Origin of the sequence: Henriciella sp. AS95 (assembly GCF_038900055.1) — a bacterium.
Classification (GTDB): domain Bacteria; phylum Pseudomonadota; class Alphaproteobacteria; order Caulobacterales; family Hyphomonadaceae; genus Henriciella.
In genome coordinates, this window is record NZ_JBBMQM010000001.1 from 2720046 (window position 1) to 2744836 (window position 24791).

Sequence of the window (24791 nt, forward strand, 5' to 3'; positions counted from 1 at the left end):
GCTAAGGGTAAAGGCGCTCACGCGTCCAGACGCCGGACTTCTTTGTGAATTTCAGCCGGTCATGCATCCGGAATGCCTGATCCTGCCAAAACTCGATCTCAACCGGCACGACCCGATAGCCGCCCCAGTTCGCTGGGCGGGGAATATCGTCACGCCCCTGATAGTCCACCTCCAATGCCTTGATACGGTCTTCAAAAACCTGGCGGGACGGCAAGGGACGTGACTGGTCCGACGCGATGGCACTGATCCGGCTCGGCCGGGCGCGAGACGAAAAATACTCATCCGCCTCTTCTGAAGGCACACCGATAACATCGCCGCGAATGCGGACCTGCCGGCGCAGTGACTTCCAGTGAAAGCCGAGCGCGGCGAACGGATTAGCCTTCAGTTCCTGCCCCTTCGCACTGTCGAAATTGGTGTAGAAAGCGAAGCCTTCTTGAGAGACCGCCTTGAGAAGGACAATGCGAATATCGGGACGGCCATGCTCATCCACGGTCGCAAGCGACATGGCATTCGAGTCGTTGAGCTCCTTCTCCCTCGCTTCAGCCATCCAGGTCTGGAAAAGCGCAATCGGCTCGGCCACGTCAGGTATGAGCGGATTGCCCGCACTGTCGCGCTGATAGTCCTCAGCGCTGGGGCTGGGCGGGATGATGTCACTCATCTTCTTCTCCCTTTCTGAAATCGTCTTCGCGTGCATTGAATGATGTAATTGTGTGCCTGCGTCCCAGGAAAATAAAGGGCCAGTACGTTCTAAAGGACGTGTTTTCCTTGAAGCGCCTCCAACGCTCTAATTGCCGGTCTTCTTCCGTTTCTTCGTCAGCTTCAAGCAGATCAACCGCCATGTTCCGGATCACGGCATCGTCGTGAAAAGCAAGCTCCTCTAACTGGGCTCTCAAACCGTCGAGCCTGGTCAAACAATGAGGAATTGCCGCAAGCGAGGCGCGTGACACAGCATTCCATGGGTCGTTGTGTGGCCAATTCAGCCCATGCTTGATCAGGTCTCCCACGCGACCGCGATCCGGTATCAGGGACAGAACCGAAATGGTCTGGGCGACTATGACAGCATTGTCTGAAGCAAGTGCCTTCTTTTCGAGCGCAGCAATATCGAGAGTATTGTTCTTGTCTGCGTGAGCGTCGAAGAACTTAAGAAATTCTTCTCTGTGCTCGGCAGGAATTGATGCTTCAAAAAGTGTCCGGTTCAAGCCAGAATGCCCCCATCCACACGCAGCACCTGGCCGGTAATATAGTCGGCCTTATCCGACGCTAGAAAGGCCACCGCATCGGCGATGTTCTGCGCCGTCCCCCACCGTCCTTCCAATGGAAGTATCTTGCGCATCCGCTCCATCGTTTTCTCGCGATCGACGCGGCCGCTCTCAAAAGCCGTTGTCCACATACCGTCGTCAATGACGCCGGGCGCGACGGCGTTCACGCGCACGCCAGCGCGGCCCAGATCGATCGACATGTTCCGCGTCATCGAGTTCACCGCCCCCTTGGAGGCTGAATAGGCGATCTGACCGACACTGCCCGTGCTGGCCGAGACAGACGAGATATTCACCACACAGCCCTTGCGGGACTTCAGGCTCTCGGTCAGCGCGTCCGTCAGAAGGATCAGGTTCCGCACATTCACATTAAGCGTCGTGTCGAGACCATCCTCGGTCACGTGTCCGGCCGGTTCATTCACGCTGACGCCAGCATTGTTGACGAGAATGTCGACAGGCCCCAGCTGCTCAACGATGGCCTCGGCGAGTGCCTTCCAGCCATCGCTGGAGGCGAGGTCAGCATGCAGCACCACCGGATCGTTCGGAAGCTTCTTGGCGATCTTCTCCAGCGCATCGGTGTCACGGGCCACCAGCGCAACGCGCGCTCCGTCTTCAGCGAGCGTGCGCGCAATCGCCTCGCCGATCCCACGGCTTGCACCGGTTACGACTGCATTCTTGCCTGAGAGATCATATGTCATCTGGTCCTGCCCTTGGGTTTGTTTGGCCTCATCCTATTGCCTTTGGGCTGCGCAGCAAACAGCGAGGACGCCGCGTGCGCTTTCGCCGCGAAGTGAAATCAGCGCGACCGGGCCCGCAACGCTTGCCCTTCGTCATCAAATTCGCCATTGATGCGCGAAAGTTCCAATATTCAAGAAGGACACTCCCATGAAGAAGCCTGTGAAAGTCGCTGTCACCGGAGCCGCTGGCCAAATCGGCTATGCCCTCCTCTTCCGTATCGCCGCTGGCGACATGCTCGGCCCGGACCAGCCGGTCGACCTTCACCTGCTCGAGATCACGCCGGCGCTCGGCGCGCTGAATGGCGTCGTCATGGAGCTCAATGACTGCGCCTTCCCGCTTCTGAACAACATCGTCGCCACTGACGATCCGAATGTCGCCTTCAAGGATTGCGACTTCGCCCTCCTCGTCGGCGCAATGCCGCGCAAGCAAGGCATGGAACGCAAGGATCTCCTGTCTGCGAACGGCGGCATCTTTGGCCCGCAAGGCAAGGCGATCAACGATCACGCCTCCCGCGATGTGAAAGTGCTCGTCGTTGGCAACCCGGCCAACACCAACGCGCTCATCGCCCAACAGAACGCACCGGACCTCGACTCGAAATGCTTCACCGCCATGGTCCGTCTCGACCATAACCGCGCGATGAGCCAGCTCGCCGAGAAGACCGGCACGCACAATACTGACATCGACAAGGTCGTCATCTGGGGCAACCACTCGGCGACCCAGTATCCAGACCTCCACCACGCCACGGTGAAGGGCGAAGCGGCCCTCTCCAAGGTCGATCAGGACTGGTACGAGAACACCTTCATCCCGGACGTGCAGCAGCGCGGCGCGGCGATCATCAAGGCCCGCGGCGCCTCCTCGGCGGCGTCTGCCGCATCGGCTGCGATCGACCATATGCGCAGCTGGGCCCTCGGCACGGATGGCGACTGGGTCTCCATGGGCATCCCGTCCGACGGCTCCTACGGCATCGAGCCCGGCATCATCTACGGCTATCCGGTGACCTGTTCCGGCGGCAAGTACGAGATCGTGCAGGGTCTCGACATCAATGAGTTCTCCCGCGCCAAGATGGACGCGACCGAGAAAGAGCTGCGCGAAGAGCGCGATGCGGTGAAGGACCTGCTCGGCTAGTCCGCGCAGCTTCCGGGCAGCCATGTCGCACAATACATTCGGCCACCTCTTCCGCGTGACGACCTGGGGCGAAAGCCACGGGCCGTCCATCGGCTGCGTGGTCGATGGCTGCCCGCCCGGCCTGCCGTTGGACGAAGCGTTCGTGCAGGGCTTTCTCGACAAGAGAAAGCCGGGCACCAGCCGCTTCGTCACCCAGCGCAAGGAACCCGATGAAGTCCGCATCCTGTCGGGCGTCTTCGAGGATGACCGCACGGGCGGCCCTGTCACAACCGGCACGCCGATCTCCATGCTGATCGAGAATGTCGACCAGCGCTCCAAGGACTATTCGGAAATCCGCGACCGCTACCGGCCCGGACATGCCGACTATGCCTATGACCAGAAATATGGTGTGCGCGACTATCGCGGCGGCGGGCGCAGCTCGGCGCGCGAAACCGCGATGCGGGTCGCGGCCGGCGCCGTTGCACGCCGTGTCCTCGGCGAAGGCATCGTGATTCGCGGGGCAGTCGTCCAGATCGGCCCGCACAAGATTGATCGGGATGCCTGGGACTGGGACGAGACATCCAACAACCCCTTCTGGTGCCCGGACGCCAAGACCGCTGCAAAGTGGGAAGACTTCCTGGATGAGACCCGCAAGGCTGGCTCCAGCGCTGGGGCCGTCGTTGAGGTCCAGGCGTCAGGCCTCCCTGCCGGTTGGGGCGCGCCCATCTATGGCAAGCTCGACGCCGAACTCGCCGGCGCGATGATGAGCATCAACGCCGCCAAGGGCGTCGAGATCGGCGCGGGCTTTGCCGCGGCCGCTTTTTCGGGCGAAGAAAATGCCGACGAAATGCGCATGAGCGATGAGGGCGTACGTTTCCTCTCGAACAATAATGGCGGCGTTGCTGGCGGCATCTCGACCGGTCAGGACGTTGTCGTGCGTGTCGCGATCAAGCCGACCTCATCGATCCTGTCCGTCACGAAATCGGTCACGCGCGACGGCGAGGATGTCGACGTACGTACAAAAGGCCGCCACGACCCTTGCGTCGGCATTCGCGCGGTCCCTGTTGCAGAGGCAATGCTGGCTTGCGTGCTGGCTGATGCAAAACTTCGCCATCGCGGCCAGATGGGATAACTTTTCAGCCTGCCCGTTGCAGACCGCATGACCTGCCTATCGGCGCGTTACCGCCCGAAGTAACAAGATCGCCAGGCCAACACCCAGCAGGATCAGTGCACTTCCTGCGCCTGCCTCTCCGAGCAGGTTCGTCAGCCCACTGAACATTTCTGACATTGGCTCTTCCTGGCCAGTCGCAGCGCTTGCTGTCTGGGTCTCGCCAAACATGACAACAAAACCGGCAGCGACAAATACGGCGCCCATCATTACTGCAAGGCATTGCCTGATACGGTCAGAAACATCCATACTTACACACCCAGTGATTGATGCTTCCTAGGCTTATGACGGAAGTCATCAGAAGCTTGCAACGCCTTGGCACGACCGAAGATCAAAAAAAACCGTTGTGCCGATATTTTTACCACAGATGACTCAGCGCCGGTCAGCGAGCCAGAAAAGCAACCCGCCTATCAAGATGCCCGCTGCGATCATGGCCAGCCCTGCCCCCGGATCGCCGAAGACGTCACGCAGAGCATTCAATGCACGTGAAAACACGCCTGCACGCCCGCGACCGGAGGCCGCCGCCGGATCGCCAATAATAGCGAATACGCCTGTCAGGACGAAGACCAGCCCGACGATGACAGCCAGCGTCTTCAGCCTGGCCGGACCGGGCCGACGGCCTCCCACCCTTCTCATAAGACCTTAAGCTGTGCCCATCAGTCCAGCGTGGAGAGGATGGCCTCTTCGTCTTCGAAATAGTCCGTATCAACTTCAGATTCGGTGTTGATACGCATAAAAGCGCGCGATTCCGTGTCGAATGCGGGCCAGAACGGAAGGCCGCGCGCATTGGGATCGCCGAATCGAGCGAAGCTGATCCAGGCCTCGCTCATCTGATCAGCAACAATCTGCGGCGCATCTGTATCGCCAATCATACTCGCCGAATGCTCAAGCGTATCGAACGCGAACGGTATTTCGAGCGCATGTAGAGAACCGATCTTACCGTCCATGACCGGCGTCGCCCAATCGAAGTGGTAAATCCAGACCGGCGCACCGCCCTGTTCCGCCTTACGGCTCGCCTGAATGAAGGCAGGCCGCTCGAACATCAGGTCACTGGCAATCGCAAAGAGAAGATCGGTAGAACTCAGCTCAGGGCGAAGGTCACGATAGGCGCTTGTGAGGGTTTCGGCCTGAGCGGGGTCTTCCATAAACGGGGCAAGGCGCGCCGGAATATCCGCGTCCGTGATCTCGAACACACTCGGATCAGCCATAAGAAACAGGGATGCTTCAGTTTCGTTCGTGCCGATCAGCATGGGCACGTCGATCGCCGTCTGTGGCGCATCTGGCGCGAATGGATCGCGTGGAAGCGAGCGATTGTCGACAACCGGTCCGTAATTGATGTTGATCTCCGGATTTGAACTGCCCGCTCTGAAAGCCTCGACAAAATCTTCCGGTGTCGCGGCCAGCAGATCCTCCAGGGAGTCCGCCCCCATCACTTCCATAAAAGCAGCCGTATCTTTCGCCGCTTCTTCAGGCGTTCGTCCCTTCAACATCGATCCACTCTGCACAACAGCGCGGTCGATCAGCCCCTGTGCTTCGGGCATGGCGAGCAAGGTCGACACTTTTGCGCCGCCACCCGATTCACCAAAGATGAGAACGTTCTCAGGATTGCCGCCGAAATTCTCGATATTATCACGCACCCACTCAAGCGAGGCGACCATATCAAGATTTCCGACATTGCCGCTATCCGCATAGAGCGGATCATCGGTGATGCTGGTGAGATCGAGGTAGCCGAGCCCATTGAGACGATGGTTCACCGTCACGACGACAACGTCTCCGCGATTGGCGAGATTGGTGCCCTGAAAGGTCGTGCTGGATCCCGAACCGGCCGTAAACCCACCGCCATGAAACCAGACCATGACCGGCCGTTTGCGGTCGTCCAGCCCCGGCGTCCAGACGTTCAGGCCCAGCATGTTCTCGCTCTGCGCGGGTAGCGGATCCGGAGTCCACGTCGCAAACAGCGCACCAGCCAATTCGACCTGCGGCGTGGTGTCGGGATATTGAAGCGCATCCTTCACGCCATCCCATGATGCCGGCTTCTTCGGCGGCTGGAACCGCGTCGTTGACGTGTCTGCACCGTAAGGAATGCCCAGGAAAACACTGACACCCTCATCGATGGACCCTCGAACCTGACCGTATTCAGTGTCCGCAATCGGCGCCTCCTGAGCAATCGCTGCCGGAAGTGCCGTCGCAAACATTGCGCAAGCCACGAAGGCGATGCGCAATCTTCTCACTGGAGCCAGGTTCATTATCTTCTCCGTCGTAGCATGATCTGGCGACCAAGCTTTACGATCTGGAGGTTATTGTCCAGCCTCCAAAATGGCGCGTTCCCCCTCGAAATACCCAGTCTCTACTTCTGATACCGAGTTGAATCGCATGACAGGCGATGAACGCCCATCATATTGTGGCCAGTAAGGCAAACCGCGCGCATTCGGGTTTCCGTGCCGGGCGAAGCTGATCCACGCTTCGCTGACCTGATCCGCCACGTCCTGGGCCGCCGCCGGATCGCCGACCATGCTCTCGGAGTTTTCCAGCGTGTCGAACGCGAACGGAATTTCGAGCGCATGCGGGGTCTTCAGCTTCCCGCCGGCGATCGGCGTCTGCCAGTCGAACAGGTACAGCCAGACGGGCGCACCGCCCTGCTCGGATTTCAGTCGCGCCTGAATGACAGCATTGTGGCCATAACGAAGGTCAGACACGATTGTGAAAAGCAGCTCGGTTGGGCTCTCATCGGGAAACAGTTCCCGATAGCCATCGACGATAGCCTGCGGGTCCTGTTCGAGGCCGTACGGCGCGAGGAACGGCGCGATGCCATCATAGTCAACCTTCCAGACGCGCGGGTCAGCGAACAGGAAGATCGACGCTTCATCATCATTGTTGCCAATCAGCATCGGAACATCCATGGCCGTCGCCGGGGCAGACGGGTCCCAGGGATGAGCCGCCATGTTCCGGCCATCCATCACCGGGCCAAAATAGATGCGGCCTTTCTTCAGCGCATCTTCGAACGCTTCAGACGGGACGTCACCGAGCTTGTCGAGCTCATTTGGCTCCAGACCGAGCCGGCTGAGGAATTCGACAGAATCCTTTGTGGCCTGCTCGGCCGTGCGAATCTTGAGGTGTGAGCCAGACTGGACGATGGCGCGGTCGATAAGCCCTTCAGCTTCGGGCATGGCGACCAGCGTCGACACTTTTCGACCGCCGCCGGACTCGCCAAAAATTGTCACGTTCTCGGGGTTGCCACCAAAGTTTGCGATGTTGTCGCGCACCCATTCCAGCGCCATGATCATGTCGAGATTGCCGACATTACCGCTATCAGGATAGGCCTCGCCGCCCTCAAGTTCTGCAAGGTAAAGATAGCCCATCGCGTTCAGACGATGGTTGATCGTCACCACCACGACATCGCCGCGATTGGCAAGGTTTACACCTTCATAGGCGGTGCTCGATCCGTTTCCATTTTCAAAACCACCGCCATGCAGCCAGACCATGACCGGGCGCTTCTTGGCGTCGAGACCTGGTGTCCAGACGTTGAGACCCAGCGGGTTTTCGCTGTGCGGCGGCACGGGATCAGGCTGCCAGCTTTTGAAGAAGGCCGTATTGCCGGTGATCTGCAGTGTTGAATCGGGATAGGCATCGGCATCGAGAACGTCCGACCACGGCTCTGGCTTATTGGCTCTCTGGAACCGAGTGTTCCGGGTGTCAGCGCCATACGGAATACCAAGGAAAACATTCACGCCCTCCTCTAATTTTCCGCGCACCTGTCCATAAGCGGTGTTGGCCACAGGGCCATCGGCGACCGGTTTACTGGTTTCGACGTCAACGGTACTGCTCGCTGTGTCCTGCGGCGCAGGCGTCGTTGTCGCTGCGCAGCTGGTAATCGCCACCGCTGCTGCGAATGTTGAAAAACGTAGTCCGAATCTGAAGAAAGACACCCTGACACTCCCTGACCTGTATCGCTGCGCCCGGTGCCATACCAGCCGCGCTTTTCTCTTATCAGGCGAGGTTAATGGAGGTGATGTTAGTCGGCTAGCCCAAAATTGGGATTTTTTAACCGACGAAAGCTTTTTCAATCACAAACTCAGCCGGAGCGGCGTTCGAGCCTTCGTTGAGGCCAGCCTTTAGCATCAGATCTTTCATTTCCAGCGTCATCGGCATGGATCCACAAATCATGGCGCGGTCGTCAGCCGCGTTCAGCGGCGGAATGCCGAGATCATCAAAGAGCTGACCAGAGCGAATGAGATCGGTTGGCCGGCCGGAATGATCGAAAGGCTCACGCGTGCATGTCGCGTAGAGGCGCAGCTTGCCTTGAGCCATCTCGCCCAGGAATTCGTGGTTCAGGGTCTCTGCCACGATCTCGCGCGAATAGGCGAGCTCAGCCACGTCGCGGCATGTGTGGGTGACGATCACCTCGTCGAACTTCTCATACGTTTCCGGATCACGGATCACGCTGGCGAAGGGCGCAAAGCCTGTCCCCGTCGAGAAGCACCAGAGGCGTTTGCCCGGAACCAGAGCGTCATGGACCAGCGTGCCGACCGGCTTCTTGCCCAAGAGCACCTTGTCGCCAGGCTGGATCTTCTGAAGGCGCGAGGTTAGCGGACCGTCCTGCACCTTGATGGAATAGAATTCGAGTTCTTCATCCCAGGACGGCGACGCAATTGAGTAGGCCCGCAGCAGCGGCTTGCCGTCTTCCTTGGGCAAGCCGATCATGATGAACTCGCCCGAGCGGAAGCGGAAAGCGTCCGGCCGGGTCAGCCGGAACTTGAAGAGGCGGTCCGTATAGTGATGCACCGAGAGGACGGTTTCCTCGGTCGGCGCATTCGGGTTCACCCGCGGGGCAGCTGTCTGAGCATTTGCAGTGGTCATATCTTCATCCGCTAACTTGTCAGGCCTTCTTGGCGTCAGATGAACGCGATGCATGTTTTGTGCAAGGCAACAAATGATCGCATTAGCAGAACTAAAACACGAAAACGGATGTAGCCGGGGTTCAGCTACATCCGCTCAGCAAGTGCCATCGCGCAGGAATGGTCAGGGCGTTTGCAGCGATGTCACCCAGTTGACGGCCTCGTCATTGGTCGAGACGAGTTCGCCAAGTTCGTAGATATTCTCATAGCCGTAGCCATAGAGATTGATGAAAGTCGGAATGTTGAGAGCGAGCGGCGCACGTTTCAGCACGACCGGAGCGACATCATCCTCAAAATTATTGTTGCAATAGATGAGGATGCGCGTGTCCTTGGAGGGAATCACCTCGGCCAGCTTTTCATCGGTGAAGTCCGAGAAATTAAGATGCACAGCGCCGCTGATATGCCCCATCACATACGCCGCCTCGCTGCGGGTATCGAGGATGATGGCGTCTTCCTCTGCCTTCATCTCATTGAAGTCTGCGAGGCTGACGAGCCGACCTTCGCGATAAGCCATGACATCTTCGGTCATCATCGCGAAAGCTGGATAGTCGATTTCTGGTGAGCCCTCTGCGGCGGGGCCTTCTTGCGCATTGGCCATCAAGCCGGACGCAACAAAGGCGACGATCATCGCCAGTCCGATTATAGCGTTTCGACGTTCGCCCATGGCGTAGTCTCCTCTTCCCGTGGCAACCAAACTCAACCCGAAATGGGGCGGCAATGGGGTAAGGAGCGGGCTATTGGAGGGTAAATTTTGCCGCGGACAGGGCATTTCCCGACCGCGGCAGAATCTTTTCCAGGGTTTTCAGCTCTTGGCAATCACCAGTAGCGTTCAACCTGATAGTGATCGAACGCAGCATCGCGAGCCGTATAGCCATCGTCTTTGCTGAGTTCGTGAATTGAATCGGCCGGTCCTTGCTCGAGCTGCTCTTTCGAGAACGGCACGATGTAACCACCGCGATCCTTTTCATAATCGAGCGACGCCCACGGAATGGCATGATACTTCTCGCCCATTCCAAGAAATCCGCCGAAACCGACAACGGCAAACATGATATTGTTGCTCATCTTGTCGAGCATGACATCTTCGACTTCGCCGATCTTGTCGCCAGCCTGACTATAAACATCGGTTCCGATGACGCGGGATCCGCGAATAGCGGTGGTGTGGCCTTGAGGGGTAGGCATATTGAGGTCCTTTCTGGTTCTCGTTTAGCGCGTGCTGCGCTGTACAGAATTAACCTCCGGGCCGACGTCGTGTTCCGCCTGTCAGGGATGAATATGCGTTACTTCTTCCCAATGGCGCCGGCAGAGCGAAACGTATTGCGCTTTCTCGACATCCACCTGGGCGCCTTCGACCAGTGCGGTGCCAGACTGGTCCATTCTCGCGGTCATGGTTGCCTTGCGTCCGCAGTGGCAGATCGTCCGCACTTCGCGAAGCTGGTCTGCGATGGCCAGCAACTCCGCTGACCCCGGAAACAGCTTGCCCTGAAAGTCAGTCCGCAGCCCATAGCACATCACCGGCACCCCGAGCCGATCAGCGACATGAGCAAGCTGCCAGACCTGCTGGCTTTCGAGAAACTGCGCTTCGTCCACAAACACGCCATCGAGCGGCCCTTCATTCTTTCGGGCGCCGATGACGTCGAAAAGGTCAAGTCCGTCGCGGTAAAGATGAGCTTCCGCTTCAAGGCCGATGCGAGAACAGATTTCCGCCGTCTCCGCATCCCCTTCCCTGTAATGGCCCGAGGTCCACAGCATAACCTGCATACCGCGCTCGCGATAATTGTAGGCTGACTGGAGCAGGATTGTGGATTTGCCAGCATTCATCGCTGAATAGGTGAAGTAGAGTTTTGCCATGGGCTGGAGGTTCTCCGGTGGCGCACTGGAACGACAGACTGAGCTATTGCGGCTGGCAGGAGCGCTGCCAAGCCCCAAGCGCAAAGATCATTCAGTCTGCTCTGGGCTTTCCACAGGTTCGGTTAGGAAATGGCGGCCTTGGCGGTCCTCAACTTCCAGCACCCAAAGGTCGCTATCGCGCTGGCGGGCGCGCGACACATACTCATCCACTTCATGCTCCGCATCACCGATGCCCTGAAGCCGAATGTCGGAGAATATGCGTTTGCCGTCCATATTCGTGCGCGGGACATAGCCGCGGGCGCCGCCCTTCAGGTCTGCCACTTTCACCAGCACATCGCCGCGTTCGCGGTCGCCTTTTTGCAGCACGAAGCAGGACGCTCCCTCCACTTCGGCGCGTTTGATCAGGGCTTCGACCCACAACCAGCTTGGCAGCCTTGCTTCCATCATTTGCACTTTTCCTCAGGCGGGCTGGCTTCCGGCATACCGCTTGCAGACCTGTCCTGTATTAATAGATCGGTAACCTTGGACGACTTCGCCATGATGACCTTGTTTTCGCCCCTGATCCAGACCGCAGCATCCAGCTCGGCCGCACCAGGAAGCCAAACCGCTCTCATCTCATCCGGACAGGACATCATCAATGCCAAAGCGGGACAGGCCATCAATGCAGGCTTTTTTCCGCTTGAAGTCGCCCTGGTCGTCCTCGGATGCCTGATGGTAACCGGCGTCATGCTTTTGATGCGAGAGTCCCGCATCGAGGACCGCTCCACTTGATCTGACCCGCGTGACGAGCGCGTTCACTCAGCTGCATCCTCCAGACCGTTCACATCCGACGCTGATGCCTTTGGCAGGATGACACGCACGCGCGTCCCTTCGCCCGGCGCGGTGTCGATCACCACTTTTCCGCGCATCTGATTGGCAAAGCTCTGCACGACAGCCAGGCCCAGTCCGGTTCCTGCGCGCCCCTTTGCATTGCGGCCTTGCTGGAAAGGCTTCGCAATCCGGTCGAGGTCATCTGCATCCATGCCAGCGCCTGTGTCTCGACAGGACAGCGCCACCGCATCCCGGCCAGCCCTGGCGTCCAGGGTTACAGTGCTGCCGGCCTCTGAATACTTGATCGCATTGGAAATGAGATTCTGCCAGATCTGACGGATCGCACGCGGATCGGCCATCGCCCAGACCTCGTCGGTCGCCAGCAGCTTTATCTCGACATTCATCCGGGCAGCCTGCCCCGACAGTTGCGCAACAACCGATTCAGCGCTTGCCACCAGATCGACCGGCTCGATGTCCAGCCGTGCATGGCCCGCTTCTGCCTTGGCGTAATCCAGAATATCCTCGACGATGAGCAGCAAATCCTGGCCGCTTTCGTGGATGAGGTGGGAATAATCTTTGTAGGCCTCCGGAATGGGTCCGCGCAGCTCTGTTCGCATCAGGTCGGAAAAGCCGAGAATGGCGTTGAGCGGAGTTTTCAGCTCATGGCCCAGCCCGGCAAAGAAGGCGGTTCGCTCTGCGAGTTCCGCCTTGAGTTCGTCAATGCCCCCAGACGATAGTGTGTCCGCCTCAGACAGCGCTGGTGCATGCTGCTCGCTGTGGTCCGTCACATCATCCAGAAATACGCGTGTGCCGAGATCATGCCGATCGACGGTGAACTCGACATTTCGTCCATCGCCAATCATCTCGGTGAACGTGCCGCCGGCATGAAATCGCGTTCTCACTCGCTCCCGCAGAGGCGCTGAAAAGGCATCCAGGAAGACGCGGCCTGGCCTCAGAAGAAGGCCTGCAGGCGGATTGCCCGACGCGGACCGTATTCGCCCTTCTCGCGTCACATCGACGATCATGACGCCAGGCTGCGAATCACCCAGCTCTTCCAATCCGTCCGTGAAAGCCTGATCATATCGTCCATCGACCTCGGCTGGCGGCACGAAAGCCTGCGCCTCCCTTCGAGATGGGCGGCTCGCGACGAGTGCCGAGACGATGAAAGGCAGCACGCATAGTCCCGCGAACGCGTACATCTCGCTTGCATGAGACGCTTCGCTCATACCCGGCATATCGCCAAGGCTGACCGACAGTGCGATCGCACCGAGGGTCGCGATCAGGGAAAAGATCGAGGTTTCGACCGCAAGCTTCCGCCAACCAAAGCTCAGGGCAAAAAGTGAAGGGAATGCTGCAAAAATAAGTGCAGGGGACGATAGACCGCCCGACAACGCCACAAAGAAGGCGCTCATCAGGATCCACGGCAAACAAACAAAAAGAGCACGCCGCCCTCGTGGCCACGCTTTTCCCTTCCAGACGACCGCCATCGTCGTGAAGACAGGTAAGACGCAAAGCGCTGCAAACGCTGCTATTACAAGCAGATTCACGCCCGCAGACATGACGAACATAGAGGCAACTGCAACCAGCGAAAGCCAGAGCAGAAATATGCCAATCAGAAAGGTTTCCGATTTTTCGTTAATAGATCGGTGATATTCGTTAGTCATTCTTGTCGTCACTGGAACATTACATTTTCAGCTTATACCGCTTTTCGGGCTAGGAACACCTTTGCAAATCCGGGAAAGTGGTTAACCATTCGGTCAGGTAGTGTGAGGGAGACTGACGATGAAATTCAAAAGAATCCACGCAGGAATGATTGGCGCCATTGCGCTTGCATTCTCCGCGTCGGCGCAGACAGAAGCTGCACCAGAAGTCCAAACCGTGGCAGCAGACAGTTCTGCCACAGCTCCGGATCCACTGTCTTCTGCAGCCGCCGTATACGCCACGTTCCACGGAGACGTGACGGATATCAAGGAGCACTCTTTCAAGAGTTCCAACGATATCCAGACCGCCCTGAAGAACCTTGGCGGACAAAACTCGGATCAACTGACACGCGGCTGGATGGCTTACTCAGCCCTAGTCGCCTCGCAGAACCCTGAGTTCCGCGCAGCGGTCCGCGATATCGAGGGCTTCTACGGCAAGGACGTTTTCGTTCGCGGCCTGCAAAACGATGTTCGTTACGCCCGCTCGCTGGGCGGCGGCAACAGCGCGGTCAAATCAGCCATGACCGCCGGCAAGGCTGATTCGGCTCGCCTGACAGCCACCGCAGCTTTCGTTAAGGAGCAGGCCTATTCGCTTCAGGGCGCTGGCTGGGCCAAGGGTAAGGTCGGCGACTCCGGTGCGATTGCTACCAGCCTTCGCGCAGCGTCTCTGACGGGCCGTCCAGCCCGCTCAGAAATGGTGACAGCCTTTACCGCGCCGGGAATTGATTCGGTTCTCGTTTCGGCTGGCTCAAACGGTGCACCGTCGGTCTGGGAGAACGTCTCCAGCGCCGCATCCGCGATCCGCGTGCCTGACGTCACAGCCGCGCTCGGCATCAACAATTCCCGCATTGCTTCGGGCAAGGAGCCCATTGCAGACCAGATTGCAACGCTTGCAGCTTACCGCGTGATCGGTGGCGGAGGCGCTGCTGCCGCTCCAATGCAAAGCGCGATGACGGAAAAGCAGACCGCTGGCTGTCTCAACATGGCTCAGCTGAACCTTCAGCAGTGTGTTGCGGCCGCTCACCAGCACTTTGAGGTGCCTTTCTGCATCGGTGAGCACGCTCTGGCTGATGTTGGTCGTTGCATCAGCAAGGTCAGCCAGTAAAGCTATCCGTACTTTCAATCTCTTGACCCCGGTCTCTCTTGATGGAGGCCGGGGTTTTCTTTTGCTCGCAGATACGCCACATGAGCAGTCATGAGTGTTGAGAGCCAAGCCCAAGAGATCCGCGACGAGTTCGACTTCCTGGACGACTGGGAAACGCGATATGCCCACATCATTGACCTCGGCAAAGCCAACCCACCGCTGGAGCCGCATGAGCGCACAGAGCAAACGCGGGTGCGTGGCTGCGCCTCACAGGTCTGGATGGTCCTCAGCGAAGACGATGCGGGGCACATCCTCATCCGTGCTGAGTCCGACGCGATGATCGTATCCGGTCTCATCGCCATTTTGATCCGGCTTTTCTCCGGCGCCTCTCACGAAGACATCCTTGCTTTTGATGCGCCCGCCTTTCTCGAAGAAATTGGCGTAACAGGCGCGCTCTCGGCGCAGCGGTCCAACGGCCTTGCTTCGATGCTGGAGCGCATCAGGACAGTTGCATCCGCCGAAGCGACTGATCGCTAGCGCCGCCTGCCGGTGACCAGCGTCCGAGTTCGACCGCCCCTCGCAATTGCACCTCGAGACTGTCCAGCCACTCGTCGATCTGTGGATCGTCGCGAAAATCCTCAATCTTGTGACAGCCATACGCCACGGTGGATCGATCCCGATCAAGCGCCGTAGCAATGCGTGCGAGGCTCATTCCCAGACCAACATGAGCAAGATACATCGCGATCTGCCGTGCCCGTGCAATACGGTGGTCTCGCTTGTCTGCGGCCAGTATCTGCTCAGCCGGGATCATCAGCGCGAACCCTGTCAGCCCTGCTGCCAGGCGTACTCGGTGCTCATCCTGCTGCCGCTTTGAAAATGTCATCATCCAACTCCTGATTTTCCGTTGGACAACAGCATACGTCCCCGGGATCAGGTGTAGGATATTTTTCCTATTGTGAGAAATCAATCCCTTTCGGGATTACGCCGCGAGCTGGCTCGGTCCACCGGAGAACAGGCGGAATGGGTCGTCTTCTTCCGGGATCCTGCTCTTGAGAATGACGTCATGGCAAAGAATGAGCGAGCGCCCCGGATGGCCCGTGGCAAGCGGCAGCCGCAACCAGGAATGACGGTTCGACTGGCGCTCCAGAATGCCGCCCATTGGCCGCCCGGCTTCGGCCGCTGCCTTCAGCCCCAATGACCAGATGGAGGCCGCCTCACCGCTAAAGTCACGAAGATTGCGCCCTCCGGGCTTGGGCCCGAGGATGCTCAGCAGCTTCGATCCGACCAACCGAAACCATGCGTCTCCGCTTTCATCGATTTCGATCATCGAGATCGAAGACAGATGCGCGCGCAGCTGACCAGGATTGATATCCGAGCGTCTCGGCAATTCCAATCCGCCCTTGGCTGCGCGCCAATGGGACAGGATTTCCTTCTGTGCAGAAGTCAGAGCGTTAACACGAGATTCATTCAACATATTGAGCCACCCCCGTGACGATTCGTTGGAATCAGGTGTGGCTGAATTCGAGTCCTGCTTCAAGTCTTAACTGAAGAAATTATTAACTATAAATGCAGCCGCTTATCGTTTCGATGGCGTAACGTTCCGCGTTCAAAATATTCGTGTCGCGGACGACAAGTTTAGGCAACTATTTGCGCCCGGTACCCAGACCCATTTGCTTAGCGAGCTTGGAGCGTTTGCGAGCATAGCTTGGCGCAACCATGGGATAATCATAAGGCAGACCCCACTTTTCGCGGTATTCTTCAGGGGTCATGTCGTATTTAGCGCGAAGATGACGCTTCAGGGATTTAAACTTCTTGCCGTCTTCCAGGCAGATGATGTGCTCATCCGTCACAGATTTCTTTACCGCGACCGCCGGCTTGATCTCGGCGGCTGGCTGCGCGGCTTCACCCGACAGATTCGACAATGTCGCGTGGACATCCCGGATCAGATTGGTGAGCTCACTGCTTTGCACTGGATTGTTGCTCACATAAGCGGCGACGATATCGCTTGTGAATTCGAGTGCCTCACGGGCGGATGCCTTGTCTTCTACAGATGCGTCCACGTTTTACTCCATCAATATACTGAAACTACGTCTCTCGAACGAATAGATTTAGATGTAAACAAGCGACAACAGATTTTGTTGCAGAAATATGCTTCGCGTTTCTACAGATAACTTATGTTAAACATGAACCGCACTCGCGAGTTCTGCGAAAGCGCCAATTCAACTTTTCCGAGAGCGCAATTAAACTGGAGCTAGCGGACAAAGAAGGCGATCATCAGGGCAAGTCCCAGCAGGACCACAGTCCACACCGCCATGCCGTCGAACAAGCCGCCCTTTGCCAAAGTGCCACGCGGGCTGAACGCTGCTTCAAGGCGAGAAAAGGCGCGGCCGCTAAGACCACCGAGCATGCCTGACATTGCCGGGCCAACCTTCGTCCACACCGTGCCGCTCCACTTGGCGAAGCCATAGCCGATCTTCCGATAGATGATGTCGGTATCCAGGATAATGCCCCGCTTCTCCGGCGGATACGCTCCGACGCGCTGAAGCACGGCGAATGCGAACATGGCCAAGACCAGAAGCTGCATCTGCGTCAGGATGTGGTCCGCCGTATAAGGCTCATAGCGAACCGTATACGGGTCGTTGGCGTAAGGCAGGATCTTGTAGAGCCAATCAAAGCCGAAGCCAGGCAGGAAGGCCGGCAGGCCAACTCCGATACAGATGAAGGCCGCTGCGCCCATAGCGAGCAGCATGTTGAACGGCGCTTCTTTCGGCCGCTTCCCGCTATCGTGGCCAAAGAAGGCAAAGTACGGGATCTTGATGCCGGAGTGTTCCAGCACACCGGCCGATGCAAAGAGCAGCATCAACCAAGGGATCAGCGCGCCAATGCCCGCGACGGCGCTCATCGTCAGCGACTTGGAGACAAAGCCAGAGAAGAGCGGGAAAGCCGAGATCGAGGCGGCCCCGATCAAGCAGAACAGTGTTGTCCATGGCATGGTGCGGTAAAGACCGCCCAGCTCCGTCGCTTTCGCCGTGCCTGTGCGGTACAGGACAGCGCCCATGCTCATGAACAGAAGCGACTTGTACATGATGTGGCAGAAGGCATGGGCGGCAGCACCATTCAGCGCGAGCGGCGTGCCGACACCGATGGCGCAAACCATGAAGCCCAGCTGGTTGTTCAGCGAGAAGGACAGAACCTTGCGAAGGTCATTCTCCACCACCGCAAAGAAGACCGGATAGACGGTCATGATTGCGCCGATCCAGATCAGGCTTGGTTCGCCTGCAAATGTGCGCGCCAGGGCATAGATGGCCAGCTTCGTCGTGAACGCAGACAGCACGACCGTACCGGTGACCGTCGCTTTTGGATAGGCGTCTGCCAGCCATGTATGCAGGAACGGGAAGCCTGCCTTGATACCAAAAGCGAGAAAGACGAGCAGAACACCGGGGTCACCCAGCTGCAATGCGCGAATGCTCATATCGCCTGTGTCGAAGAAGATCTGCATTGCGCCGAACAGCAGCAATACGCCCGACAGCACATGCAGACCAAGATACCGCATGCCCGCTTTGTAAGCGGCGCGCGTACCGGATTTGAAAATCAGGAACACGGACGTCACCGCCGTCAGCTCCCAGAAGACAAACAGGCTGATGAAATCGCCGCAGAAACAGGCCGCAACAGCTGCCCCCATATAGGACATGCCCATACTGTCTTCGAGGCGGCTGTCATTATGCAGCGCATAGACAGCATTGATCAGCGCCGCGATCAGGAAGGCCAGTCCAAAGATGAAGGATAGCGAGTCGACCCGGTAAAGCACCATGTCGAAGCCCATCATTCCCATCGTCGCGATGTCGATGTCGCGAGGGGCAGCGAGCAGCATGAATAGCGCCAGGACGGGTGCGCCGAGGGCCAGTCCCTGACGGACGCGCTGAATAGGCGTGAGGCCGGCCAGAAGACCAGCCAGGATAAGGACGAGGCCCGGATTGATTGAGGAGATCAGCGCGTTCATTCGTGCGGCTCCTCTCCGGCTGGCTCTTCCTCATCGTCGTAATAGGTCTCGTCGCGGCGCAGCAGCTTACCCAGCGGCCAGCCTGCCAGGACGACCAGCGCAAACGACCCAAAGCCCCACCAGGCATGGAAGGCCGTGATGCCGTCGATGTTGAAATAGGTGTGGCGGAAATGATGCCCTTCCGGAGCCATCGCTTCCAGCAGCGGCTCCACAAAGATCAGGAAGAGCGAAAGGAGGCCCAGCACCACAAATACAAGGTTTCCGGCCCACGGTTTCGATGTCCAGCCGAAGAGCAGCTTGGCGACACCCGATGTGTGGCTGTCATCAGGCAGCTCATGCTCGCCATGATCGCTCAGATGGGGCGGTGTCACATGATCGCTCATGGCTGGCCTCCGATGGCTGGCAAAAGGAAATCGTATAGCTCGCCCATGAGGAAGAAGAGCACGACGGTGCCCAGCGCCGTGAACACAGGCGCTGCGACGGTGAACATCGGTGCACCCTCAGGTCGCTTGTAGGGCGCAGGCTCCGGCGTACCGCGCGGCGGCATCAGCGCCAGGAATGCGATCGGCAGAAGATAGGCGATGTTGAGTAGCGAGGAGATGATCAAGACCCAGGCAACGTAGCCGTCGCCGGATTCGGCGGCCCCCAGCATCAGCATCACTTTCGGCCAGCCGCCTGCCATCGGCGGAATACCAATGATGGAGAGCGAGCCAACCAGGAAGGCACCAAATACCCATGGCATGCGCCGGCCAAGCCCGCGCATCTGCGAAATCTCGGTCTTCCCCGTGGCGACATAAATGGCGCCCGCGCACATGAAGAGCGTGATCTTGCCGAACGCGTGAGCGGCAATCTGCAGGCTGCCGCCCATCATGCCGGCCGACGTCGCCAGCATGACACCGGCCGTGACGTAAGCAAGCTGGCCAACCGTCGAATACGCCAACCGGGCTTTGAGGTTGTCCTTGGTCAGCGCGATCAGCGATGCCACCACGATGGTGAAACAGGCCACACCCAGCACGAAATCACGCGCTGGCGTGTCTCTCAGCAGGTCATAGCCGAAAATGTAGAGGCCGACCTTCGCCATGGTGAACACGCCAGCCTTCACCACGGCCACAGCGTGCAGCAGCGCTGAAACCGGCGTCGGCGCAACCATCGCATTCGGCAGCCAGAAATGGACCGGCATCAGCGCCGCCTTGCCGATCCCGAAGGCGAACAGGATCAATAGCGCGCTCGCCACGACAGGCGTTACGCCATCAACGCCGTTGAGCAGACCGCCCGGCACAAAATCCATGCTGCCGGCGAGCGTATAGGTCCAGATGATCGCGACCAGAAACAGACCGATCGAGGTTGCCAGAAGCGTCATCAGATAGATGCTCGCCCCCCTGAGTGCGGCCTTGTCTTCCTTGTGCGCGACCAGCGGGAACGTCGACAGGGTCAGGACTTCGTAGAACACGAACAGTGTGAACAGGTTTGCCGCCATCGCAACGCCCATCGCCCCCATGAGAGCAATGGCAAAGCAGATGTAAAAGCGCGTCTGGTTGCGCTCGCGGTTCCCACGCATATAGCCGATGGAATAGAAGCTGTTGACGATCCAGAGGCCACTCGCAACCAGCGCAAACATGGCGCCGAGCGGCTCCATCTTGAACGCGAATTCAAGGCCCGGAACGGATGTGCCTAGCGACACTTCTGCCGGCATGTTACCGCCGACTGTTCCGGCGAGCCCGCAAGCCGTCACGAACAGTGCAGCGGCGCCGAGAAGCGTGACCCCTTCCCGCACGTCCGGCAATTTACCCGCGAAGAAAATGCCCGCCGCGGTCAAAAGCGGAAGGACCAAAGCTGCAATAATCAGACTCTCACCGCTCATCGCGCACCTCCGATGAACAGGGCTTGCGCCGCATCATCCGCCAGGCCGGCTACGAAGTTGCCATTGATACCAATCCAGATATTGGCCAGCGCCAGCACCCAGAGCGGGACCAGCAGCAGCAATGGCGCTTCCCGGTGTCGTTTCTGTGGATTGTTCGGCGGCTTGAAGAACACGGCCTGCAGGATCCGGCCCATATAGATAACAGCCAGCACACTGGAGAACACAACCACAAGAGCCGCCCACCACCAGCCGCTTTCAAGCAGGGCGGAGACGAGTGCGAACTTCGACTGGAAGCCCGCGGTCAGCGGCACACCGATCAGCGACAGGCTCGCAATCGCAAAAGCCGTCATCGTCCATGGCGCGGACCGGCCGAGGCCTGCAAAGTCGTGGATCCGGGAGCCCTGATAGGTCAGCACCACACCGGCCACCGCCATGAACAGCGCGCCCTTCATGAGCGCATGGTTCACCAGGTGGAACATGCCCGCCGAGATACCGGCCGCCGTCCCCAGTGAGATACCAAGCAGCATGTAGCCAACCTGCGCGACCGAGGAGTATGCCAGCGTCCGGCGGACATCCGTCTGGAAGATCGCCTGGAACGAACAGGCCAGCATCGCGGCAATGCCCATAGGGGTGAGAATGAGAGCGAGGCTGGCCCCCTCGAAGAGGTATTCGAGCGAAAAGACTGAAAACAGGAACCGGACCAGCGCGTATATCGCGACCTTCGTGGCCGTCGCCGCGAGGAACGCCGTCACAAAGCTCGGACTGTAGGAATAAGCGTTCGGAAGCCACTGGTGCAGCGGGAACATCGCCGCCTTGAGGCCGAGGCCGACAAGAATGAAGGCGAAGCCCACCTGAACCGCGCGGTTACCGCTCGTATCCTGCAGATGCAGGGCGAGGTCCGCCATGTTGAGCGTACCGGTCGCCGCATACAGAAAGCCGACGCCGACAATATAGAAGCTCGCGCCGATCGTGCCCATAAGCAGGTAGTTGATCGCCGCCGGCAGCGCGCGGCGGTCTCGCCCTGCCCCCAACGCAACGAGGACGTAGGTCGCAATCGATGACAGCTCGAGAAACACAAACAGGTTAAACGCGTCACCCGTGATCGCGACGCCAAGCAGGCCCATAAAGCAGACCTGGAACGCGCCAAGGAACATGGCCCGCTTCTCTTCGCGGATTTCAGCCCGGATTGTCGGCCAGCCAAAAATACTGGTCAGGAAAGCTATGAAGCTGACCAACATCAGGATCAGAACGTTGAGCGCGTCGATGCGGAACTCGATGCCATAAGGCGGTTCCCAGCCACCCATTGCGTACGAGATGACCGCGCCGCCTTCGACGGAACGGACCTGCGCCAGCAAGATCAAGGACAGCAGCGTACAAAGCCCCGTGACGATCATCGTCATGACCCAGGCCACACGACCGCTGCCGGGCAGGAACGCCGAAATCGGGCCAGCAAGAAGCGGCAGCACGATAATCAGCGCTGGCGCATGCGCTTCGGCCCAGGCCGGCGCAAGTTGCAGGATAAAATCAATCATGCCGGATCAGCCTCACCGGGATGGTCCTCGGCATACTCTGCCAGGGCAACTTCAAGGTCCATTTCACGGATCTCGTCGCTTTCAATCGTGCCATAGGCTTCGCGGATGCGAACAACGATGGCGAGCCCAACCGCGAGCGTTGCCACACCAACCACAATCGCGGTCAGCATGAGCACGTGGGGCAGCGGATTGGAGTAGATATGCTCAAAGCCCTGGCCCGAAGCCGCAGAATGAGCCGCATCGGAAGCGCCCTGTGCCACATTCGCAGCTTCATGCACCTCATCAACGCCGTGCGCCGCCGCAGCACCAGCCGCTTCGGCGCCGTGCTCGCCGCCATGTCCCTTCGCGTCCTTGCCGAACAGAATTGGCGCGGTGCCACCATCAATGCGGCTGAGCGAGATGTAGAACAGAATGATGGACGTCTGGAAGATCGACAGGCCGACCAGTCGTTTGATGTAGTTGGTCGACGAAAACAGGATGTAGAGGCCGATCATCATCAGTCCGATGATGGCCCAGTAGTTTCCGCGCTCCAGGATGAATTCGACCATTACCAGTCCTCATCCTTGATCTCGGTGACGCGACCGGCAAATGCGTAAAAAATCGACAGCATCGAGCCTGCCACAGCAAACAGCACGCCGAGTTCAACGAACAGGATGCCGTAATGCTGGCCGTGGTGACCGCCGGGCGGCTCATTGAACAGCACGTCATAGTCGAGATAATTGCCGCCCATCATGAGAGACCAGACGCCGACGCTCGCATAGATGATGAAGCCCAGAGCCGACAGCGAGCGGGCAAACAGGGGCGGAACGGCTTTCATCGCCGGCGTGATGCCGAAAATCAGCGAATACAGAATGACGGCAACGGCAATGATGACACCGGCCTGGAAACCGCCTCCCGGGCTATAGTCACCATGGAAATGCACATAAAGCGCAAACAGCGAAATGATCGGAATCAGCGGCTTGGCGACGATGCGCAGGATGACGTGATGATCTGTTTTCATCGCCTCACCCCTTCTTCTTGTTCTTGTTACGGAGCGACGCCGACAGCGAACGCTCGCCGAAGCCGAGCAGCAGGATGACCGAAAGCGCAGCGGCAAACACCACGCCTGTCTCGCCCAGCGTATCGAAGCCCCGGTAGCTGGCCAGAACCGCCGTTACGATGTTCGGAACGCCGATATCCTCCGGTGTACGATGAAGATAGTCCGTGCCGACATAGGTGTTGGCCGGGCTATTTGGATCACCAAAGGCTGGCAGGTCGATCGTTGCATAGACGAGCATGCAACCCACTGCGATGACAGCGAGAAGCGGCACGATGTGCATGGCTCGAGGCTCGGGTTTGGCTGTCCGCGACGTCAACAGCATGGCCCCGAGCAGCAGCGCCGTTGAAATGCCCGCACCGACTGCCGCTTCAGTAAACGCAACATCCACCGCATCCAGCGCAACAAACCAGGTCGCGGAGATCAGCGAATAGACGCCGGACAACATCACAATCGCAAACAGGCTGCGCATGCGCGCGATCGCAACGCCAATCACAAACAGCAGGCCCAGCAGCACAACGTTGATGAGCGCAATCGCCAGGTCAGCGCCTTCATAACCCGTCATATCAGTTCACCTCCCCGTCTTCGGGCTCACTGGTGCGGCGTCCGATCACAGGCTGGAGGCCAGCTGTGTGGGCTGCGTTTGCGAGCGCGTGAGACCCGGTCGGCCCCGTGAGGAACAGGAACAGCCAGATTGCGGCGAGCTTGAACACCACCAGCCAGGTCGGCGCCAGGAGGGCCATACCGACGATCAGAATGGTCGCCGAGCCGGTGTCGATGATACTGGCCGCATGGAGCCGCGTGTAGAAATCCGGGAAGCGCAAGACGCCGACTGTTCCAATGATCGCGAGCACAGCGCCGACCAGACAAAGGAATGCACCTAGAATCGGCTTGATCGCCAGAATGATGTCGAGGGCTTCACTCATCTTCGCCTCCCTTGATACCGGTGCGCGGAGCTGTGCGGCGCATCAGCGGAACCTGGAAGGAACGGTAACGGAAGAATTTCAGGATCGCGATTGTCGAGACGAAGTTGATAAGCGCATAGAGCACTGAAATATCAAGAAAATCTGGCCGCCCAAGGACGAAGCCAAGCACGCCGATAAAGAGCACGGTCTTGGTGCCAAGCGAGTTCACCGCCAGAACGCGATCGTAAAGGGTTGGTCCCTTCAGCGCGCGGATCAGCATCAAGCCGATCGCGACGACCAGTGCGATGGCGGCAGCTCCGATCATGCTTTCACCTTCTTCGCACCGTCCGCGGCTTTCCAGGAGCGCTCATCCATTTCCGCAAAGGATTCCGGTGCAGCGGACTCCTCGAAGAGCGCGTGCACAAGCAGCTTGTCGCCTTCGACCTCCACCGTCACCGTTCCGGGCGTCAGCGTGATCGAATTGGCGAAAATGGTTTTTGCGAGATCGCTTTCACAGCGCGTCTTCACTTTGACCAGCGCCGGATTGATATCGAGCCTGGCGCTCACACACGCCTTGATGACCGGCCAGTTCGCCTTGAAGATCTCAATCAGCAGCCACGCCCAATAGGCCAGGAGCTGAGGCGTGCGCGCGTAGGGCGCACCTTCCTTGTCGACCGTCTCAAGGCGAGACGCCAGTATAAGTGAGATGAGAATCGAAATTGCACCCAGCGTCAGAAGCAACGGCTTGAAGATACCCGACAAGCCAAGCCAGAGCGCTGCCAGCACCAAGATCAGCCCCAGAAAGTAGCCCACGAAACTCCCGCTCCGATTTCTTCAGATACAACCGACAGGGT

31 protein-coding genes are annotated in these 24791 nt (G+C 58.7%); 5 read left to right on the top strand and 26 right to left on the bottom strand.

Features of this window, described 5'->3' with window-relative positions:
• Nucleotide 1: 1 nt before the first annotated feature.
• The 3 genes from pdxH to WNY37_RS13390 are packed head-to-tail and all read right to left on the bottom strand — an operon-like array spanning nt 2 to nt 1954.
• Nucleotides 2-658, bottom strand: a complete 657-nt coding sequence (gene pdxH / locus WNY37_RS13380; protein WP_342973891.1) for a pyridoxamine 5'-phosphate oxidase — start codon at nt 656-658, stop codon at nt 2-4.
• Nucleotides 651-1199, bottom strand: coding sequence for a hypothetical protein (locus WNY37_RS13385; protein ID WP_342973892.1), 549 nt, complete (start codon nt 1197-1199; stop codon nt 651-653). The genes pdxH and WNY37_RS13385 overlap by 8 nt, the downstream gene beginning before the upstream one ends.
• On the bottom strand, nt 1196-1954 hold the full coding sequence (locus WNY37_RS13390) for an SDR family oxidoreductase (RefSeq protein WP_342973893.1): 759 nt from the start codon (nt 1952-1954) through the stop codon (nt 1196-1198). Before WNY37_RS13390 ends, WNY37_RS13385 begins: the two co-directional genes overlap by 4 nt.
• 187 nt (nt 1955-2141) lie before the next feature.
• On the opposite strand from WNY37_RS13390, the gene WNY37_RS13395 reads away from it, so the two are divergent.
• Together WNY37_RS13395 and aroC are read left to right on the top strand one after the other, a co-directional pair.
• Entirely contained in the window at nt 2142-3119 is a 978-nt protein-coding gene (locus WNY37_RS13395) for a malate dehydrogenase (RefSeq protein WP_342973894.1), read from the top strand.
• Between the two features lie 22 nt (nt 3120-3141).
• Nucleotides 3142-4230 (top strand): chorismate synthase, encoded by a 1089-nt coding sequence (gene aroC / locus WNY37_RS13400; RefSeq protein WP_342973895.1) that lies wholly within the window; start codon nt 3142-3144, stop codon nt 4228-4230.
• Nucleotides 4231-4266: 36 nt separating this feature from the next.
• Here the strand turns inward: aroC and WNY37_RS13405 are convergent, their stop codons facing one another.
• From WNY37_RS13405 to WNY37_RS13445, 9 genes are all read right to left on the bottom strand, one after another.
• Nucleotides 4267-4515: a hypothetical protein gene (locus WNY37_RS13405; protein ID WP_342973896.1), complete on the bottom strand. Its 249-nt coding sequence runs from the start codon at nt 4513-4515 to the stop codon at nt 4267-4269.
• Nucleotides 4516-4638: 123 nt separating this feature from the next.
• Nucleotides 4639-4902, bottom strand: coding sequence for a hypothetical protein (locus tag WNY37_RS13410; RefSeq protein ID WP_342973897.1), 264 nt, complete (start codon nt 4900-4902; stop codon nt 4639-4641).
• Nucleotides 4903-4922: 20 nt separating this feature from the next.
• On the bottom strand, nt 4923-6512 hold the full coding sequence (locus tag WNY37_RS13415) for a carboxylesterase/lipase family protein (protein WP_342973898.1): 1590 nt from the start codon (nt 6510-6512) through the stop codon (nt 4923-4925).
• A 51-nt stretch (nt 6513-6563) separates the two neighbouring features.
• Nucleotides 6564-8192: a carboxylesterase family protein gene (locus WNY37_RS13420; protein ID WP_342973899.1), complete on the bottom strand. Its 1629-nt coding sequence runs from the start codon at nt 8190-8192 to the stop codon at nt 6564-6566.
• A 115-nt stretch (nt 8193-8307) separates the two neighbouring features.
• Complete coding sequence (locus WNY37_RS13425; protein ID WP_342973900.1) at nt 8308-9123, bottom strand: ferredoxin--NADP reductase; 816 nt, start codon at nt 9121-9123, stop codon at nt 8308-8310.
• A gap of 162 nt (nt 9124-9285) precedes the next feature.
• Nucleotides 9286-9825 carry a rhodanese-like domain-containing protein gene (locus WNY37_RS13430; RefSeq protein WP_342973901.1) on the bottom strand — a complete coding sequence of 180 codons (540 nt, stop codon included), beginning with the start codon at nt 9823-9825 and terminating at the stop codon, nt 9286-9288.
• Between the two features lie 152 nt (nt 9826-9977).
• Complete coding sequence (locus WNY37_RS13435) at nt 9978-10340, bottom strand: PRC-barrel domain-containing protein (protein WP_342973902.1); 363 nt, start codon at nt 10338-10340, stop codon at nt 9978-9980.
• Between the two features lie 81 nt (nt 10341-10421).
• Nucleotides 10422-11009 (bottom strand): thymidine kinase, encoded by a 588-nt coding sequence (locus WNY37_RS13440; protein WP_342973903.1) that lies wholly within the window; start codon nt 11007-11009, stop codon nt 10422-10424.
• Nucleotides 11010-11096: 87 nt separating this feature from the next.
• Nucleotides 11097-11456 carry a DUF1491 family protein gene (locus tag WNY37_RS13445; protein WP_342973904.1) on the bottom strand — a complete coding sequence of 120 codons (360 nt, stop codon included), beginning with the start codon at nt 11454-11456 and terminating at the stop codon, nt 11097-11099.
• 90 nt (nt 11457-11546) lie between these two features.
• Between WNY37_RS13445 and WNY37_RS13450 the strand changes: the two genes are divergently transcribed.
• Nucleotides 11547-11780: a hypothetical protein gene (locus tag WNY37_RS13450; protein ID WP_342973905.1), complete on the top strand. Its 234-nt coding sequence runs from the start codon at nt 11547-11549 to the stop codon at nt 11778-11780.
• A 23-nt stretch (nt 11781-11803) separates the two neighbouring features.
• Here WNY37_RS13450 and WNY37_RS13455 read toward each other — a convergent pair whose 3' ends face one another.
• Nucleotides 11804-13231: a HAMP domain-containing sensor histidine kinase gene (locus WNY37_RS13455; protein ID WP_342973906.1), complete on the bottom strand. Its 1428-nt coding sequence runs from the start codon at nt 13229-13231 to the stop codon at nt 11804-11806.
• A 370-nt stretch (nt 13232-13601) separates the two neighbouring features.
• Here WNY37_RS13455 and WNY37_RS13460 point away from each other — a divergent pair, with 370 nt between their 5' ends.
• Both WNY37_RS13460 and WNY37_RS13465 read left to right on the top strand, forming a co-directional pair.
• Nucleotides 13602-14624, top strand: a complete 1023-nt coding sequence (locus WNY37_RS13460; protein WP_342973907.1) for a hypothetical protein — start codon at nt 13602-13604, stop codon at nt 14622-14624.
• Nucleotides 14625-14714: 90 nt separating this feature from the next.
• A complete protein-coding gene (locus WNY37_RS13465) occupies nt 14715-15140 on the top strand; it encodes a SufE family protein (protein WP_342973908.1) in 426 nt (141 codons plus the stop codon).
• Here WNY37_RS13465 and WNY37_RS13470 read toward each other — a convergent pair.
• From WNY37_RS13470 to WNY37_RS13530, 13 genes are all read right to left on the bottom strand, one after another.
• On the bottom strand, nt 15103-15489 hold the full coding sequence (locus tag WNY37_RS13470) for a helix-turn-helix domain-containing protein (RefSeq protein ID WP_342973909.1): 387 nt from the start codon (nt 15487-15489) through the stop codon (nt 15103-15105). The genes WNY37_RS13465 and WNY37_RS13470 overlap by 38 nt on opposite strands.
• Before the next feature lie 93 nt (nt 15490-15582).
• Nucleotides 15583-16077, bottom strand: a complete 495-nt coding sequence (locus tag WNY37_RS13475; RefSeq protein ID WP_342973910.1) for a PAS domain-containing protein — start codon at nt 16075-16077, stop codon at nt 15583-15585.
• Between the two features lie 169 nt (nt 16078-16246).
• Entirely contained in the window at nt 16247-16663 is a 417-nt protein-coding gene (locus WNY37_RS13480; RefSeq protein WP_342973911.1) for a MucR family transcriptional regulator, read from the bottom strand.
• Nucleotides 16664-16854: 191 nt separating this feature from the next.
• Nucleotides 16855-18603 (bottom strand): Na(+)/H(+) antiporter subunit D, encoded by a 1749-nt coding sequence (locus WNY37_RS13485; RefSeq protein WP_342973912.1) that lies wholly within the window; start codon nt 18601-18603, stop codon nt 16855-16857.
• The gene (locus WNY37_RS13490; protein WP_342973913.1) at nt 18600-18986 is read right to left on the bottom strand and encodes a hypothetical protein; all 387 of its coding nucleotides are present in this window, start codon (nt 18984-18986) and stop codon (nt 18600-18602) included. Before WNY37_RS13490 ends, WNY37_RS13485 begins: the two co-directional genes overlap by 4 nt.
• On the bottom strand, nt 18983-20464 hold the full coding sequence (locus WNY37_RS13495) for a monovalent cation/H+ antiporter subunit D family protein (protein ID WP_342973914.1): 1482 nt from the start codon (nt 20462-20464) through the stop codon (nt 18983-18985). Before WNY37_RS13495 ends, WNY37_RS13490 begins: the two co-directional genes overlap by 4 nt.
• Entirely contained in the window at nt 20461-21996 is a 1536-nt protein-coding gene (locus WNY37_RS13500) for a monovalent cation/H+ antiporter subunit D family protein (RefSeq protein ID WP_342973915.1), read from the bottom strand. Before WNY37_RS13500 ends, WNY37_RS13495 begins: the two co-directional genes overlap by 4 nt.
• Entirely contained in the window at nt 21993-22544 is a 552-nt protein-coding gene (locus WNY37_RS13505; protein ID WP_342973916.1) for a cation:proton antiporter subunit C, read from the bottom strand. The genes WNY37_RS13500 and WNY37_RS13505 overlap by 4 nt, the downstream gene beginning before the upstream one ends.
• Nucleotides 22544-22996: a Na(+)/H(+) antiporter subunit B gene (locus tag WNY37_RS13510; protein WP_342973917.1), complete on the bottom strand. Its 453-nt coding sequence runs from the start codon at nt 22994-22996 to the stop codon at nt 22544-22546. The genes WNY37_RS13505 and WNY37_RS13510 overlap by 1 nt, the downstream gene beginning before the upstream one ends.
• Nucleotides 22997-23000: 4 nt before the next feature.
• Nucleotides 23001-23597 carry a DUF4040 domain-containing protein gene (locus tag WNY37_RS13515; RefSeq protein WP_342973918.1) on the bottom strand — a complete coding sequence of 199 codons (597 nt, stop codon included), beginning with the start codon at nt 23595-23597 and terminating at the stop codon, nt 23001-23003.
• A gap of 1 nt (nt 23598) precedes the next feature.
• A complete protein-coding gene (gene mnhG / locus WNY37_RS13520) occupies nt 23599-23958 on the bottom strand; it encodes a monovalent cation/H(+) antiporter subunit G (protein ID WP_342973919.1) in 360 nt (119 codons plus the stop codon).
• A complete protein-coding gene (locus WNY37_RS13525) occupies nt 23951-24262 on the bottom strand; it encodes a monovalent cation/H+ antiporter complex subunit F (protein ID WP_342973920.1) in 312 nt (103 codons plus the stop codon). The genes mnhG and WNY37_RS13525 overlap by 8 nt, the downstream gene beginning before the upstream one ends.
• Nucleotides 24259-24750, bottom strand: coding sequence for a Na+/H+ antiporter subunit E (locus WNY37_RS13530; protein ID WP_342973921.1), 492 nt, complete (start codon nt 24748-24750; stop codon nt 24259-24261). Before WNY37_RS13530 ends, WNY37_RS13525 begins: the two co-directional genes overlap by 4 nt.
• Between the last annotated feature and the right edge of the window lie 41 nt (nt 24751-24791).